Below are 14,210 nucleotides of genomic sequence, written 5' to 3'. Positions count from 1 at the left end.
TTGCTAGTCATATAGAAAGTTTTTAGCTTCTACCAACTCACTAGGTGTCATCTGTATGCGTTCTTCATAGTTAGGAACTTCTATTGCGGATTCTCCATAATGTTCTTCATACCGTTCTGAATCCTTTAACCGTAGTTCTTCTTCTGTGAGCTCGACCTTCATAAACGCTCGTTGAGATCCATGTATGATTAACGCTTCTCCTTGTTTTCTACGCGACAACAGCTTTTTTTCTTTCTCACTGAAATTCATATGCAGTTTATCCGTCAAATCTTCCACACCTTTATCATCTAATCCAAAAAAGACCTTTGTGTAGCTGTTTCCGATAATAGCCTCTCCAACATTTTTACTGTCACTCATGGTTCCTTCAAGGACATCTTGAATCTGTTGGGTTCCGGCAATCGCTCCTGCGTTGTACTTCCTGAACCGTTTATACGCTTGATAAAAGAATTGTGCGGCTTCTGAATTTTGAGTTAAAAAATGAAATTCATCGACCACTAATTTAATATTTTCAGTCTTGTTTTTAGTGATTTCATCCCATAAAAAACTAAATGTATTGAGATAAGCAGCTGCTTGGACATCTGCTTCATTTTGTAAAGCTTTCAAATCAAACGACAACAAGTCGGCATTAATATTTATATTTGTATGGCCATTGAAAAGCGTTGTTGAACCATGAACATAACTTTCTAAAATGTAATAAAAATCTTTTAATACCTTGAACCGGTCTGGATCGTTTTGTTTTAATTTTTCAATTTCATTAAAGACATTCTCCAACGTGGGGTATTGTTCCGATTTGATTTCCGAAATACTGGAATACTTAAAAATACCTGCATTCAGATACGTATTGCGTAAAACAGAATCCAACACAGCTTGCTCTACTTGAGTAATATCCGGTTTTAATACTTGAAAAAAGCCTTTTACCCGCTGAATCTTATCTTTCACTAACAACTCTAAATCAATCGTTAAAGTTTCGATATTCTCGCTGATTTCTTCTGAGAAAATTTCTAAAGGATTGATTTTAGTTTGCGCATTTGACGATAAATGAACGACTGTCCCACCTAAGTGTTCCACTATTTGCGAGTATTCATTCTCAGGATCAATAATAAAAACTTTAATGTCTCGAGCAACATACCGTAATATTTTTTGAATCATGTAGGTCGTTTTTCCAACACCACTGGTTCCGATAACCACCATGTTTTGATTCAGCGTATTTTTTCGATCTAAGTAATCGATAGCAATGAGACTGTTTGTGTCCTTGTTAATGCCTTCAACGTCGCTCCTAGGTGATAAATGTAGAATCTCAGCGTCGTCAAAAGGAAACATACTAGACGCTACTTCTGTATTCGATTCTTTATACGTATAATCCCCTAATAAATTTTCGCCGATTGGAAGTGCGCTCCAAAAAGATTGATACATCCCTTTTACGGGTATCATAGACTTCATTTGTAATTTAATAAGTGTTTTAGTAATATTTTCAGTCAAGTCATTCAATGCTTCTAACGTTGAAGCCGTTAAGTAAATGTACGTGTATTGATAAATAAAACTGGAGTTGCTTTGTAAGTATTTATCCAATTGTCGATTTGCAGTTTCAATTTGTTGCTCTAAGCGCTTTCGTTTTAATGGATCGTAAATCTTTAATAATTCTGCTTCTTTATTCTTAATCGTTTCGTTGTAATGGTGAATCATTTTTGTTGAACTCGACGACTGTAAGAATTGAGAAATGGTGATATTCCCTTTTTTTCGTTTGAGTTCGGATAACCAGTTGCCATATTGAACTTTAGGGTAATCCACAATGGCAATGACACGAATAAAATTGTCGCCACTTTCAATATAATCAGGAAATTCCTCCCAAGAAAACGGATAGACCACGTCTAGGCTACTTTTATCCAAAAATGAATCCAATGAACTTTCCGTTTCTACTTTGTTGACCGGTGATTGGTCACGTTCTTCTTTGGTGCGTTTCTTTCCAAAATACACACGTTTCCCTCCCTTTTGGAAGCATTAATGGTTGAAAAATTTATCAGGTGTTTCAGGGTTTTCCGACATTCCATAGAGGATAATTGCCTGGCTTCCATATCGTAGTTTTCTAAACTATTCTCCAATGTTTTAATAAATTGGGTTACTTTTTCATGAAGATTAGTGGCAGCCAATTCAAGGCTCGTGTGTTTTTTATCCTTTATTTTTTGTCGGATCACGATTAAATGCTTCTTTGTGCTCATTTGGTTCGTCAATTGTAAGTTTTGATAGTAATCCACGTAGCTTGCGATTAAAGTAACCTTTGCTTGATTAATAGGTTGTTCTTCTTTTACTTTCAAATAGCGTTTCTTCCAGTACAACACGTATTCGTCAAAAGCTACTGGGGTCGTCATATCTAAATACTGTTGTACTTCTCCTGTATCTCCTTCACCAATAGTTGACATTAAAAAGGCATTGAATTCATCAAAAACGTCCTCTTGTTCAAGTTCATTTAGCAAATCCAAGTTAACCCCGGAACCTTCAATCAAAGCGACGAGATAGCCTGTTTTTGTAATTAAAAAGTCTTGATATTGTGCCTGAATTAACGACATATCTTGTAACGTTTGCTTCCCTGTGTCCAATTCTTTTGGTTCATAGCGAAAGATGTAATCGTCTAATGGTTCTTTACGTAGGTTCATTTTGAAAGGAAACACGTTTCGTCCTCCTAATCTATTGGTTTTCGTTTTTTGATATAAAATCGCTTTTGTCTAAAGCGATAACTTTTTTTATGCGTTAAATAATCCTGCATAGTAATGTTCTGGCGGTGCTTAACCGGTTTTGCACTAATCAGTGCGAATACTAAGGTTAATAGTAATAAGATAATAATCAGCTTCACACCCAATAACCATAAATTATAGGGTGGAATAGCCAGCAACACTAAACCAAAGACACTAATGGGTAAGACATAAGTCGCAAGCTCCTTTAATGACAGTCCTAGAAAAGCCCCATAAGTCGAATTGACGTTATCTGGAAAAATAAATTCCTTCCCTTTTTTAGCCATTTAAATCCCTTCTTTTCTATACAAATAAACTATAAACCCATGGCAATAACCAAATAATGGCTGCAGCTAAAGCAACTAAGCCCGCTACCCGACCAACAGCTTGATAAACTTCGTTTTTTTCATGCGGATTGTCCGCTGCAGGCATCCGTTTGATAATAATGAATAATCCAACGACTGTTCCTACAAGTACCACTAACCCTGTTAATATGCCTTGTACAATGTCCCCCGCATTTTGCAATTTAGCTTCTACTTGTCCAGCCGATGCACCATAAACAATAGCTGGGTGACTCATCACCGTTAATCCTGTTGCCACAATAGCCGAAACAATTGTTAATTTTCTTTTCTTAAACATAAAAACCCTTCTTTCACTTTAGTCTTTGTCGGTTGAATGTTGCTCTAGTTCCAATTGAGTGTAGTCCTTCTGTCGTTTTTGTTTCATAGTTAAAAAAGCGGATAATTTTTCTTGTGCTTGTTCTTCAGAATCTAAACGAGGAGAAACGACAGCAAGACTTCCTTCTGTAAATTTTCCAATATAAAATCCACTTTCATTTTGATCCAATGACTCAAGCTCAATAATATGTAGCCTCTTTTCATATTTTTCAACTACATGACTTAATTGGATACCATAAAAATCTAAAAATCCTTCTGCAAGACTCGCTCCAATAAAAGAAAGTTCACTCATGACTTGATTAGGCTTAGTAGCATACTCTTCTATCTTTACTGTTCTTGCTTCTTCAACAAGTTCTGGCTGTCCATTCTGCTGTAAAAATCGTTCAAATAGATAAGAACGCGTCTCAACATTTGGTGAAAGTTCCTTTTTCATGATTTCTTTTCTAAGTGCTTCAAGTGGCTTTCCTTGTTCTCTCAACAGTTCTTCTTTCTTTGAATGACTAAGAGTTACGGACTGTTTGTCTAGGACCACTCCCTTTTGTCGATTGTGTAAAATAGAAGAATTCTCTTTCATACCAGACCATTTTTCAATATAAATACCTTTTCCTCCCTCCATAAAAAACAAAAAAAGTTATTATATAAAAATAGATTTTTTCATCTATCTTTATATGATAACTTTCATACGTCAATTTTTCTAATCTTCTGCTCATTCATTTAACTATATTCTCTAATAATTTTATTAATTGCTGTTCAAGCACGATATTTCTAGGATAACCTGTTTCTTCTGAGAGTTCTTTAACCCTTTTAGAACTCGATTTAGTCAGTTGTATCCCTTGCTGAACACGATCACTTTCTTTACTAACCCATTCAGCAGAAGGTGCACTATAATCTAAAGTAAAAGCATAATTTAAAAGAGCGGTATTCGGGATTCCCGTTTGATCTTTAAATAAAGCTAACTGATTGACTGTTTCTTGTGACAGACAAGTTGTGGAGACTGCTTTAAAAACTGATTTTTCTTCACTTTTCCAATTAGTATGATTGACAACATAACTTAAATAAGCGGATAAATACTTTCTGACTGTCAAAAGATACATCTTTCTATTCTCATACTTTAAGAGGATAAAGTTACTTATTTCGACTTGTAATTGCTGATGACTTACCTCAATCTTGTCTAATTCATTTTCTAGTTCTTCTTTGGTCACCTCTTTAAATTGAGTTGCATAGAGGACTAAATGCAACAGTACAGTAGAGGTCTTGGATATCCCAGATAATGACCGCGTCTTTCTAACTCTTGATAAATCTCGCGGGTAAGCAACAAACCAATTTTCAATAGTACACCTCTTTTCCAAATGATAGTAGTCGCATCATTATACCATTGAACTCAGGTCTTTTTATTGATAAATTCTATTTAAAACCCTTAATTTGACGATTATACTACAAAAAGTTATAATTGTAGTATAATCGTCAAAAGAGGTGAGCTTATGACGCAAATAAAAGACAAAGAAGAACATTCAAAAACAAAATTATTGTTGCAATTGATAAAAGAGCAAAATGGGACCGTTACTTTTCAAGACGCTAAAAAGGCTGGTATTCATAAAGAATATGTACTCAAATTATTCCATGAAAATATTTTAGAAAAAGTTGGTCCAGGTTCTTACGTTGCGATTGATCAATTTCCTGATGAATACTATATTTTGCAAAAAAGATTTAAAAAAGGCATTTATTCTCATGAAACAGCTCTCTATCTTCATGATTTAACGGATGTGACCCCTTTCGATTACCATATGACCTTTCCAAGGGGATACAATAATCCTTCTTTAAAGGAAAATAATATCTTAGCTAAACATAGTAGAAGAGACAACTATTTAATTGGATTAATGACTATGAAAAGTCCACATGGAAACTCAATTCGTGTCTATGATAGGGAAAGAACCATTTGTGACATCTTTTCAAAAAACAATCGGACGGATAAAGATGTTCAAATTAATGCCCTTAAACGGTATTTAACAACAGCAGAGAAAGATCTTATCAAATTAATGCAATACGCACAACTATTTAAAGTAGATCGTGACTTAAGAAGATATATGGAGGTGTTAGTATAAAAACACCTATTCAATTGAAAACTAAGATTAAAAATAAAGCTCAAAAAGAACAAATAGACGCACAAATGCTTATGAGAAATTATATGTTGGAACGAATGTTAGTCAGAATCAGTAAATCAAAATATAGGCATTCCTTTATTTTAAAAGGTGGATTTTTGATTGGTTCTCTTATTGGCGTAGACAAACGGACCACTATGGACATTGATACGACTATTACCGGTACAACTGTTTCATCCGATGTGCTAAAAACGATATTCTTAGAGCTATGTGAGTTAGATATAGGAGATCACATTCAATTCGAGTTCCAAAATATTCAAGAAATTCGTGAAGAAGATGACTATCCGGGTTATAGAGTAGCTATAGTTGCCAGTTTGCAAACAATGGCTATTCCGATAAAAGTAGACATTACAACCGGTGACATCATTATTCCAAAAGAAATTCACTATAAACATAAATTAATGTTTGAGGAAGAAGAAATTTCTATCCTTTCTTACCCTATAGAAACACTTTTAGCAGAAAAAATTCAAACGATTTACTATCGTGGTGTGTTCAATACCCGAGCTAGGGATTTCTATGATGTCTATATGTTAAGTCAATTAGAACCTAGTCGAATTGACTATGATTTATTAAGAAAAGCCCTAACCGCCACTTGTAACAAGAGAAATACACCTAATATTATGCGAGATTATATAAAAACGTTGGAGTTTATACGAACCAATGATGAAATGAGACAAATCTGGTCTAATTATCAAAATAAGACGGATTATACGAATAACTTAAGTTTTGACGAGGCATGTGACGCCTTACATCATTTGTTAACCCTTGTGTACACTAATCCTCCAATAAATAATTCTATTGAATAGTTCATTTTATATTAAATAGAGTATCTACCTTGTGTAGGTACTCTATTTTCACCTTATTCTTTTATTTCACCGCTTTGGTCCTTTAAAAGAACGTTTAGGTTTCTTTTTCTTCAGTTCTTTTTCTAGCGCTCGTAATTTTTCTCTTTCTTCGTAATCTAATGAAGCCAGAATTTGATCTAACTGTTGAGGTCTAAATAAATAGTTCAACAATTGGCTGGAGGGCATAGATTTTTGTTGAGAAAAAGAAAATTCACTCGTTTTTTGTTCTTTTAATGTATCAGCTTGCTCTACATTCAGTACTCCCGTTTCGATACACTCATTGAGCAACAAATCGTGCAAATCTGGTCTATCTATTAGGATAGTCTTCAATTCCTCACTCATAGTTAAAGAAGAAACGTCTATAGATTCATCGTTGTTGAGATTTCCAGCTTTTCCATAGTCGGTAAAGTACGCGACTGCGATGTGTTGTTCTTCTAGTGTAAACTTAATCAGCGGTCTTTCTTTTAAGTGAATTAAATTGTCAACTGTCAATTGATCTCCATAGTAATCAATGGCTTTAGAAAAGAGCTCCTTAGTCGGAATATCTTGATCATCCAGTTCTAAAGAAGGAAATATTCGAGAAATTTTGTCATCATAATAGTTTTGAATCACTTTCATAGCAATCTTATTTCTTTCTTGCTCTTTGATACTATTTTTTAATGTCGTGTAAACCGTATCCGGAAGACTTTCTACTGTTTTTACATCTTTGAAATCCACCTGGTATTTTTCTACAATGGACACTACCGTTTGATTCAACAGCTTGTTTTTTTCTTCATAGACTGAATAGGAATCATACGGACGTTTAACAACCTTTGATACCTCATGATACAGTTCTTGTTGGTTAGAGTGTTCCAGTATCTTTTCTACTTCTTCTGGTTGGATCACGCGGTCCTCTTTTACCGTTCGATTCGCTAAAGTTTTCACCTGATAATCAGATAAATTCTTTTGATCTATGGTTGGATAATAGTGTTCAAGTAATCGCTCAGATTCTTTTAAAATGAGGCTATCTGCTTTCTCTACTAATTCCATTTGAGACTCAATCAAATTCAACGTCTTCGTGTCTTCTTTAAAGAGATTGTTTACTCTCGCAGAATTTGACCAATTGTTCAGCATTCGCTTCTTATCTTCAATCTGATCAAATGAAATGTATGTCTTCAGTTCTTTTGATAAACGAGTAATTTCCTTCTTTTCTGTTGGACTAAGAGAACGAACAATCGTCTCCGTCTCTTTTATTTCTTCAGCGTCTTTTTTTAACGTATAAACAATGGCTGCTTTTGCATTAGACTCTTTAATTTCTTTATTGATTTGAATACGGTCGCTATTTTTTCCTTTGGCTTCCATCTCTCTCGCAACAAATCCTTCATGAATGGTAGGCTGCTTTTTTTCTCCTAAATCTGCGTAAGATTTTTCTGAGATTGTTTGATTAATCCCATTTTCTTTTAAAGAATGATTAGCCATGGTGGCCCAATTTTCTCTCCATTTTTGCATCCGTTCCTTCGAATCCCAGTCCGTTACATTTGCTTTTCTATTTTGACGGTAGCCACTTTTTGTATAGATCGGATTACCTTCTTCATCATTAATATAAATTTTACGCGATTTTACGTCCCAATTGCCATTTTCATCGAAAGGGCGAGTCGTCAACATTACGTGAAAATGAGGGTTCATTTCATCGTCTCTATGAATAGAAATATCCGCCACCATTCCAAGGTCGACAAAATTTTTCTGACAATAGTCTAACGTTAATTTTTCTTGTTCGAAAACCGATAATTCCACAGGCAATGCAACATTAAATTCTCTAGAAAGTTGCGCATTCTTTGATTTTTCATAATTTTCAACTTCGTTCCATAATCGTTCTCGATTTAAGCACCAGTCAGGAGCATGAGTAGGCTTCAATATAAACGTAACAGGCTGTATATCTCGACGGTAGAGTTTTGTTTCGTTATACCGCTCGCTATACAATTTATCACCTGAACGATAAGCTGCACTTGAAATGGCCGATTGACCTTTACTTCTAGAAATAATTTTTGCAGACAAATGATAAATAGCCATGGTCTCATCTCCTTTCTGGTTTTATTTACTTAACATGAGCGAGAGCGAATTTTATCACACGGAATTTTTTTAAGGGAACGATAAGCGGAAAAAATAAAAATTTATTTCTATGAGCACAACTCCATTATTTACGTAGTAAATAATGGAGTATAAGTGCGCCCTTTACAGGGACTATTTTACCATTTTGCTTTTTCTTTTACAATTATTTATCTTTCTGTCATACTAGTTTGTATAGTAATTTAAACATTAAGGGAGGAAAAATATCATGTCAAACATTTCAAAAAAATTAGAACAAATAGAAAAGTTAAAAAAAGAGCTCTTAGAGGAAAAAGAAAAAATTGAAAATACTTTAGGAAAAGAATTGATTAGCCAATTTGATTTAAACTACGAATCCTTAACAAAAAATGAAATAAAAGAATTTGTAAATAATTTAAAAGATAGCTATGATTTAATGAATGAAGATCAATCTTTAAACTCTAGTAATTCAGTTGATTCACCTACAGTAGGTTAAACCTATGAGTAATCACTTTAAACAACTGCAACAAGAAATCAATCGAGTCGAACGATCCATTCAATTAGACTCTCAAAAGGAACGAAAAGAACGAACGAGAAGACTCATTCAAAAAGGCGCATTACTAGAAAATTATTTTGAATGTGAACATTTATCAGTTGAAGAAACAGAAGAATTATTAAGGGCTTTTTCTCAATACGTAAATGAAAAAAAACAAGAAAAGTTTAAAAAAAAGAATAGCTGACAGCTATTCTTTTTTTTGAGATAAATAGATTGAACGAAAATTAAATTTTTACTTTTCTAATCAAAACAATCAATAGATTCTTATACTCTTTTTATAAAGATGGAGAAGCTAACATGTTTTTATCAATCTTATTCTGATTTGAAAAATCACCCATTGATACTTTCTCATTTTCGGTTAGGTTGACTATATCCATTATTTTTTCTGTATTTAGTTCTTGATTAAGATCCTTATGCAACACGTGATATTTAACGTCTTCTTTTAGCCAATCGTTAGCAGTCTTTTCTCCTAACCAATCGGTTGCAATCTCTTTTTTATTTTTACCCGTAGCCATAACATAATCAAATGTCTGTTCCTTAGAGACAAGTTCAATCGAATAAAGAGTTAACTTATCGCTAGGGTTATTTTTTAATAGTTGAATGGTGTTTATTTTAAGACTTGTATCTTTTAATTGCTTGTATTGATTTTGATTGTTTTTATCTGTCAAAAATCCTAACTTTGTAGCAATTACTTCGACCTTATCGGGGCTCAGTCCTTGTTTTCTTTCGGTTGTTTGTTCAATAATCAAATCCAGTTGATCAATCAATTTCTCAGAAACTTTTTTCACTTCTGATAAAGAGTTTATTTTGTCCTCAACTTTTTCTAAATTATTCGTCCATTTAGATATGTACCGTAAGGAATGATTTTCTGTATCTAATCCGTAATACTTCCCTACTACATACGCTGTCATTTCTGCTTGGTATTCAAGAACAGGTGCTGCCTGCATAGTTAACTCTTTATTTTTTAGTTTGCTACTGTTATGCATCTCAGCATGTGCTAATTCATGAATTAACGTGTGTACATTCTCGGTTTCTGTATTTTTAGTATTGAGGGTAATAGAATGTGTAGACGGCATATAATACCCCTTAGCAGCCGAATCACGAAACGGCTCTTTAATTATTGGAATATTAGTGCTATTTGAATACTCCAGTAGTGATTGATTCAATAAATCTAAGTCTTTCCCTCCAAAATCAAACTGATTCTTTTTATTTGGGAAAATAGCTGGATAATCTTCTGGTTTCGCGTGTGTTTGTGTCACGTCAAAAACCGTCCCTAACTTAAAACGCGTAAATGTTTTGACGTTATCTGTAGACTGATTTTTCTTTATCCATTCCTTTTCTTCTATCGTTGCTTTCGTTTGATTTTTCCATTCACCATCTTTAGTTTTAAACTGGGTAACAGTCATTGGAACCCAAATTTTAATCCCTTTTTCTCCTTTTTGAACTGGAAAGCCTAATTCTTTAAATCGTTGATAGGATGCTACTCCATTTGCTCCTTTATGCTGCGAGCGAATCATGAATTGATTCCGGATAGAGTAATCTCTGAACTGGCTCATAAAATCAAGTAATTCCGTCATCTGTTCAGTTGTTTCTGTATAAGTTTGAACTTGTGTAGTCATTTTTTCGGTTAGTTGATCAATTTCTTTCTTCTTTTCAGCTTCTGAAATTTTTTTATACTGGTTGGCCATTGCTATACTCCCCTCTTGGCTAAAGTAGCTTGACAGGTGTTTATCTAAAGGATAGGCATTTAATTCTTTTAAATACTTCAAACAGCCTTTTAATGAATTCTCCTGATGATCTGATAATGCTCCTGTATGATTAAACGTTGTAACTTGATACCCTTTATTCTTTGTACTTTTTGAAACCGTTAATTCAAGATTTCCTGCTATAAATAACGGAAAATCTTTCTGAAGATGATTTTCCCTTTGTTTGTCTAAATTAATTTCAACTTGATCGGCAATAGAAGTACCCTCTTCGCTACTAAACCAATCATCGACTAAGAAATCGTTCAGAGCTTGCAAACTATTCTGAAGCTCATTTTTTAGCGTTATATTCTTTAAGTCCAACACTAACTCATTCTCGTGTAGCGTTTCCAATAACCATTTATGAAATGTATTAGATGAGTTCGCCATGCTCAACAACTCCATCAGCTTCTGTTTCTAAAAGTAAATAATAGCCTTCTTCATTGTTTATATTTTCTTTGAGATCTGCAAAAATATACCCTTCTACCAGAACTTCTACTTCTTTTTTCTCTTCAGGAAGGTAAAAAAGAACTTTATTCCCTTCTAAAATTCTTAAAGCTAACGCTAAACGATTCGACATAATCATCCCACCTTTCTTGACTATTCTTCTTTAAGCATAAATAAAAGCTAGTTGTAGGGCTAAAAATATGCCTACAACTAGCTTTTATAATTTAGAATGTACTAATTTTAAATTATTCAGGGTTACGAGTACTTTTTTTGGGTTTTATGTAAACTAATGCTTTTATTAATTAATATACTGGTGAATCTAATATATTCCATTTATCAAGAATCCAGCCTTTATCTATAAAGGTTCCTTTTTGGATATATTCTTTTGCTTTTAATACTAAAAGAGAAGAATTGTCCTCAGTTAATTCTTCCAGAGGTAACCATATGGAACCTACAGAGTCTTGACCAAGAAATTGATCTACCTTTTCAAAATTTTCTCCTATAAAAGAATCAATCTCATAAAATGTAGCTATATGATTATTCATATTAGTATTTTCATATCTCCATGGATACAGAAAATTAACTACACCTAACTGTTGAAAAGCTTTCACTGTTAAATTAGTTTCTTCTTTGATTTCTCTAACTAAAGTATCTTCTAATCTTTCTCCAAATTCTTGACTACCTCCAGGTAAATCAAATCTATTAATATAGGGACCACTTGTTTTTTTGATAACTAAAAGTTTATTTTTTCTATAAAGTATTCCATAAACTCCAAATGCCCTATGGTATCTATCCATACTCATATTCCCCTTTTACTTTATGTAATTGTAGTTAGGTATGTTACCTGATTAAATAACTATTAGGAATAATGTTTGTTTAAATAATCTAGAATGCTATTGCGTATTTCATCGTGCTGTTTAGGATTATAAGCCGTTTCCTTTTTTTGCCAGTTAGAACTATCATACAACCACACAGGCATACGTCTTCGTTCTTCTTTTTCCCATTTAAAACGTGGAAAAACATGAGCATGTAAATAGTTATCAGTATTTCCTAAAATGTCATAATTCACTCTGATAGGATTGCAACTATGTATAATAGCATCTCCCAAAATACTCATGTCAGAAAGAAACTGTTCACGTTCCTCTAAAGGTAAGTCATTTAAAGAATTCACTTCTCTTTTTGGTAATAAAACACAATATCCGGGTAAAAACTGTACATCTCCAAAAACAGCATAACCACCTTTTAGTTCTTTTATCAACATTGGATTAGTTCCATTTTTTGCAGATAAAATTCGGTTCTCGTACCATTCCATACAACTACTCCTTTTCTACTTGAATAATGATTATTATAGCAAAATATCCAATAAACTTATTGATTAGATAAATAATTGTTTAGTTATTGTTTTTAAAAATCACTTTAATAACAACAAATGTTATACTTATTTAGTAGAAATCATTTATGTACTTTGCATTTTAAAGGGGGAGCATTTTGAAAGTACTTACTAATAACCAATTCAAATACGCTATTTTTAAACCCAATAATAATAAAAATACTGAAAAAACAATCCTTATTTACCATGGGTGGGGCGGTAGCATTGACCATTATTTTAATTTAGCTGAAAAGTTAGCTCAGGAAGGATACACCGTTGTTATCCCAGAAGTAATTTATCATGATAGTAGAAACCCATTAAATAAACCGTTTGAAACAAAGAATAGGCAAGAATTTTTCTGGAAAGTAATAACTAATAGTATAGACGAGTTTGACGAATTTGTGAGCTTATTACAAATTGACAAAAAAAAGCTTATCCTATTGGGAAATTCTATGGGTGGGTTTATTGTAACGGGAATATATGGTCAGCAGTCAACCTTAGGTGGGGCAGCAAGTATTAATGGATCAGGATCTTTTCTTTTATCAGAAACAATTTTTAGAAAGATGGACAATCGAGGTAATCTTTCAATTAAAGAAGAACAATCGTTAAAAGAATATGACCCAGTTGAACAAACTAACTGTGAATCTCCATTATTGATTATGCATGGAGATTCGGACAATATAATTTCAATTAACGGTCAAAATAACTATTATCACTATTTATTAACTAATAAAAAACGAAAAAATATAAATTTTAAAATTTATGAAGGTATCAACCACGAGTTTAATTTAGAAATGACTAATGATTTCATTGATTGGCTAAATGAAATCTAGGTTATTAGCAATTGTACACTTAAAATCCTAGTCTAAAGTTCAATAACGTCTCACTAATTTCATCTTCATTGATCCCAATATAGCGCTTTGTGATTTTCTCACTGCTATGACCGAATATTTCCATCAGTGTGGCCACGTCTTTGGTTTTCTTGTAATAGTGGTAACCAAACGTCTTCCGCAGCGTGTGCGTGCCGATATCGTCTCTTCCTAAGAGCTTAGCGACCTTTTGAAACATCTGATAGACTGTATTCACTTCTACATGTCCACCTTTGGTGCTAGGAAACAGATAATCCTCGGGTTCTAGTTTTTTTGTATAGTCTTGGATCAAGTCTTGTAAACTACTCAAATATAAAATACGCGTCTTTCCCGTTTTCTTTTCGACAATACGGGGATTTTTTGAGGAAATCAGGTCTTGTTTCTTCAATTTTACGATATCAGACATGCGCAACCCGCTATTAATGCCGATCAAAAACAGAAAAACATCCCGATCTGCGTTTTTATTGCGTCTTAAACAAAATAAAAAGTCGTTTATTTCTTGCTGAGTCCGTAATGGTTGGACGTTGTAACTCATTTAAAAGCCCTCTCCTCTCACAAAAGTAATACATGATTTTGTTTATTATACCACAAAATCATGTATTGGAGGGCGATATAAAAAAAGAACCCTATTGGAATAGGATTCGCGATACACGTTTTTATCCAATTTCATGTATCTAAAAAATTTAGTTAAAAAGAAAGAGGTATAATATGCACTTCTTAAAAAGAATGATTGAAATTAAGTGGCCTTTTTTGTTA

The 14,210-nt window shown here is 33.3% G+C and carries 17 protein-coding genes; 5 read left to right on the top strand and 12 right to left on the bottom strand.

Annotated elements, in window-relative coordinates:
* Window positions 1-3: 3 nt before the first annotated feature.
* The 6 genes from BR65_RS01060 to BR65_RS13765 form a co-directional block, all read right to left on the bottom strand.
* Entirely contained in the window at window positions 4-1,974 is a 1,971-nt protein-coding gene (locus BR65_RS01060) for a VirB4 family type IV secretion system protein (protein ID WP_034536335.1), read from the bottom strand.
* A complete protein-coding gene (trsD, locus tag BR65_RS01055) occupies window positions 1,914-2,666 on the bottom strand; it encodes a TrsD/TraD family conjugative transfer protein (RefSeq protein ID WP_211251473.1) in 753 nt (250 codons plus the stop codon). Before trsD ends, BR65_RS01060 begins: the two co-directional genes overlap by 61 nt.
* 11 nt (window positions 2,667-2,677) lie before the next feature.
* Window positions 2,678-3,013 carry a hypothetical protein gene (locus BR65_RS01050; RefSeq protein ID WP_034536334.1) on the bottom strand — a complete coding sequence of 112 codons (336 nt, stop codon included), beginning with the start codon at window positions 3,011-3,013 and terminating at the stop codon, window positions 2,678-2,680.
* A gap of 16 nt (window positions 3,014-3,029) precedes the next feature.
* Window positions 3,030-3,365, bottom strand: a complete 336-nt coding sequence (locus tag BR65_RS01045) for a CagC family type IV secretion system protein (protein WP_034536333.1) — start codon at window positions 3,363-3,365, stop codon at window positions 3,030-3,032.
* Window positions 3,366-3,383: 18 nt separating this feature from the next.
* The gene (locus BR65_RS01040) at window positions 3,384-3,977 is read right to left on the bottom strand and encodes a hypothetical protein (protein WP_034536331.1); all 594 of its coding nucleotides are present in this window, start codon (window positions 3,975-3,977) and stop codon (window positions 3,384-3,386) included.
* Window positions 3,978-4,113: 136 nt separating this feature from the next.
* Window positions 4,114-4,752 (bottom strand): hypothetical protein, encoded by a 639-nt coding sequence (locus BR65_RS13765; RefSeq protein WP_156098828.1) that lies wholly within the window; start codon window positions 4,750-4,752, stop codon window positions 4,114-4,116.
* A 132-nt stretch (window positions 4,753-4,884) separates the two neighbouring features.
* Between BR65_RS13765 and BR65_RS01030 the strand changes: the two genes are divergently transcribed.
* Both BR65_RS01030 and BR65_RS01025 read left to right on the top strand, forming a co-directional pair.
* Complete coding sequence (locus BR65_RS01030; RefSeq protein WP_034536322.1) at window positions 4,885-5,505, top strand: type IV toxin-antitoxin system AbiEi family antitoxin domain-containing protein; 621 nt, start codon at window positions 4,885-4,887, stop codon at window positions 5,503-5,505.
* 14 nt (window positions 5,506-5,519) lie between these two features.
* Window positions 5,520-6,368 (top strand): nucleotidyl transferase AbiEii/AbiGii toxin family protein, encoded by an 849-nt coding sequence (locus tag BR65_RS01025; RefSeq protein ID WP_051932595.1) that lies wholly within the window; start codon window positions 5,520-5,522, stop codon window positions 6,366-6,368.
* A gap of 66 nt (window positions 6,369-6,434) precedes the next feature.
* Here the strand turns inward: BR65_RS01025 and mobQ are convergent, their stop codons facing one another.
* Window positions 6,435-8,456, bottom strand: a complete 2,022-nt coding sequence (gene mobQ / locus BR65_RS01020) for a MobQ family relaxase (RefSeq protein ID WP_051932594.1) — start codon at window positions 8,454-8,456, stop codon at window positions 6,435-6,437.
* Between the two features lie 265 nt (window positions 8,457-8,721).
* Here mobQ and BR65_RS01015 point away from each other — a divergent pair, with 265 nt between their 5' ends.
* Window positions 8,722-8,967 carry a hypothetical protein gene (locus tag BR65_RS01015; protein WP_034536320.1) on the top strand — a complete coding sequence of 82 codons (246 nt, stop codon included), beginning with the start codon at window positions 8,722-8,724 and terminating at the stop codon, window positions 8,965-8,967.
* Between the two features lie 4 nt (window positions 8,968-8,971).
* Window positions 8,972-9,211 (top strand): hypothetical protein, encoded by a 240-nt coding sequence (locus BR65_RS01010; protein ID WP_034536313.1) that lies wholly within the window; start codon window positions 8,972-8,974, stop codon window positions 9,209-9,211.
* 91 nt (window positions 9,212-9,302) lie between these two features.
* On the opposite strand, the gene BR65_RS13420 is transcribed toward BR65_RS01010, so the two are convergent.
* The 4 genes from BR65_RS13420 to BR65_RS00990 all read right to left on the bottom strand — a co-directional run bounded on the left by BR65_RS13420 (window position 9,303) and on the right by BR65_RS00990 (window position 12,528).
* The gene (locus BR65_RS13420) at window positions 9,303-11,159 is read right to left on the bottom strand and encodes an ArdC-like ssDNA-binding domain-containing protein (protein WP_051932591.1); all 1,857 of its coding nucleotides are present in this window, start codon (window positions 11,157-11,159) and stop codon (window positions 9,303-9,305) included.
* Window positions 11,143-11,349 carry a hypothetical protein gene (locus BR65_RS01000; RefSeq protein ID WP_034536311.1) on the bottom strand — a complete coding sequence of 69 codons (207 nt, stop codon included), beginning with the start codon at window positions 11,347-11,349 and terminating at the stop codon, window positions 11,143-11,145. The genes BR65_RS13420 and BR65_RS01000 overlap by 17 nt, the downstream gene beginning before the upstream one ends.
* A gap of 169 nt (window positions 11,350-11,518) precedes the next feature.
* Window positions 11,519-12,013: an NUDIX hydrolase gene (locus tag BR65_RS00995; protein WP_034536308.1), complete on the bottom strand. Its 495-nt coding sequence runs from the start codon at window positions 12,011-12,013 to the stop codon at window positions 11,519-11,521.
* A gap of 62 nt (window positions 12,014-12,075) precedes the next feature.
* Window positions 12,076-12,528 carry an HIT family protein gene (locus BR65_RS00990; RefSeq protein ID WP_034536307.1) on the bottom strand — a complete coding sequence of 151 codons (453 nt, stop codon included), beginning with the start codon at window positions 12,526-12,528 and terminating at the stop codon, window positions 12,076-12,078.
* A gap of 176 nt (window positions 12,529-12,704) precedes the next feature.
* Between BR65_RS00990 and BR65_RS00985 the strand changes: the two genes are divergently transcribed.
* Entirely contained in the window at window positions 12,705-13,418 is a 714-nt protein-coding gene (locus BR65_RS00985; RefSeq protein WP_211251472.1) for an alpha/beta hydrolase family protein, read from the top strand.
* A 19-nt stretch (window positions 13,419-13,437) separates the two neighbouring features.
* Here the strand turns inward: BR65_RS00985 and BR65_RS00980 are convergent, their stop codons facing one another.
* A complete protein-coding gene (locus BR65_RS00980; RefSeq protein ID WP_034536305.1) occupies window positions 13,438-13,989 on the bottom strand; it encodes a tyrosine-type recombinase/integrase in 552 nt (183 codons plus the stop codon).
* Between the last annotated feature and the right edge of the window lie 221 nt (window positions 13,990-14,210).

The sequence above is a fragment of the Carnobacterium inhibens subsp. inhibens DSM 13024 genome (assembly GCF_000746825.1).
Lineage (GTDB): Bacteria > Bacillota > Bacilli > Lactobacillales > Carnobacteriaceae > Carnobacterium_B > Carnobacterium_B inhibens.
The sequence above is the reverse complement of the archived record's forward strand: the minus strand, read 5'-3'. Positions and strand labels throughout refer to the sequence as shown.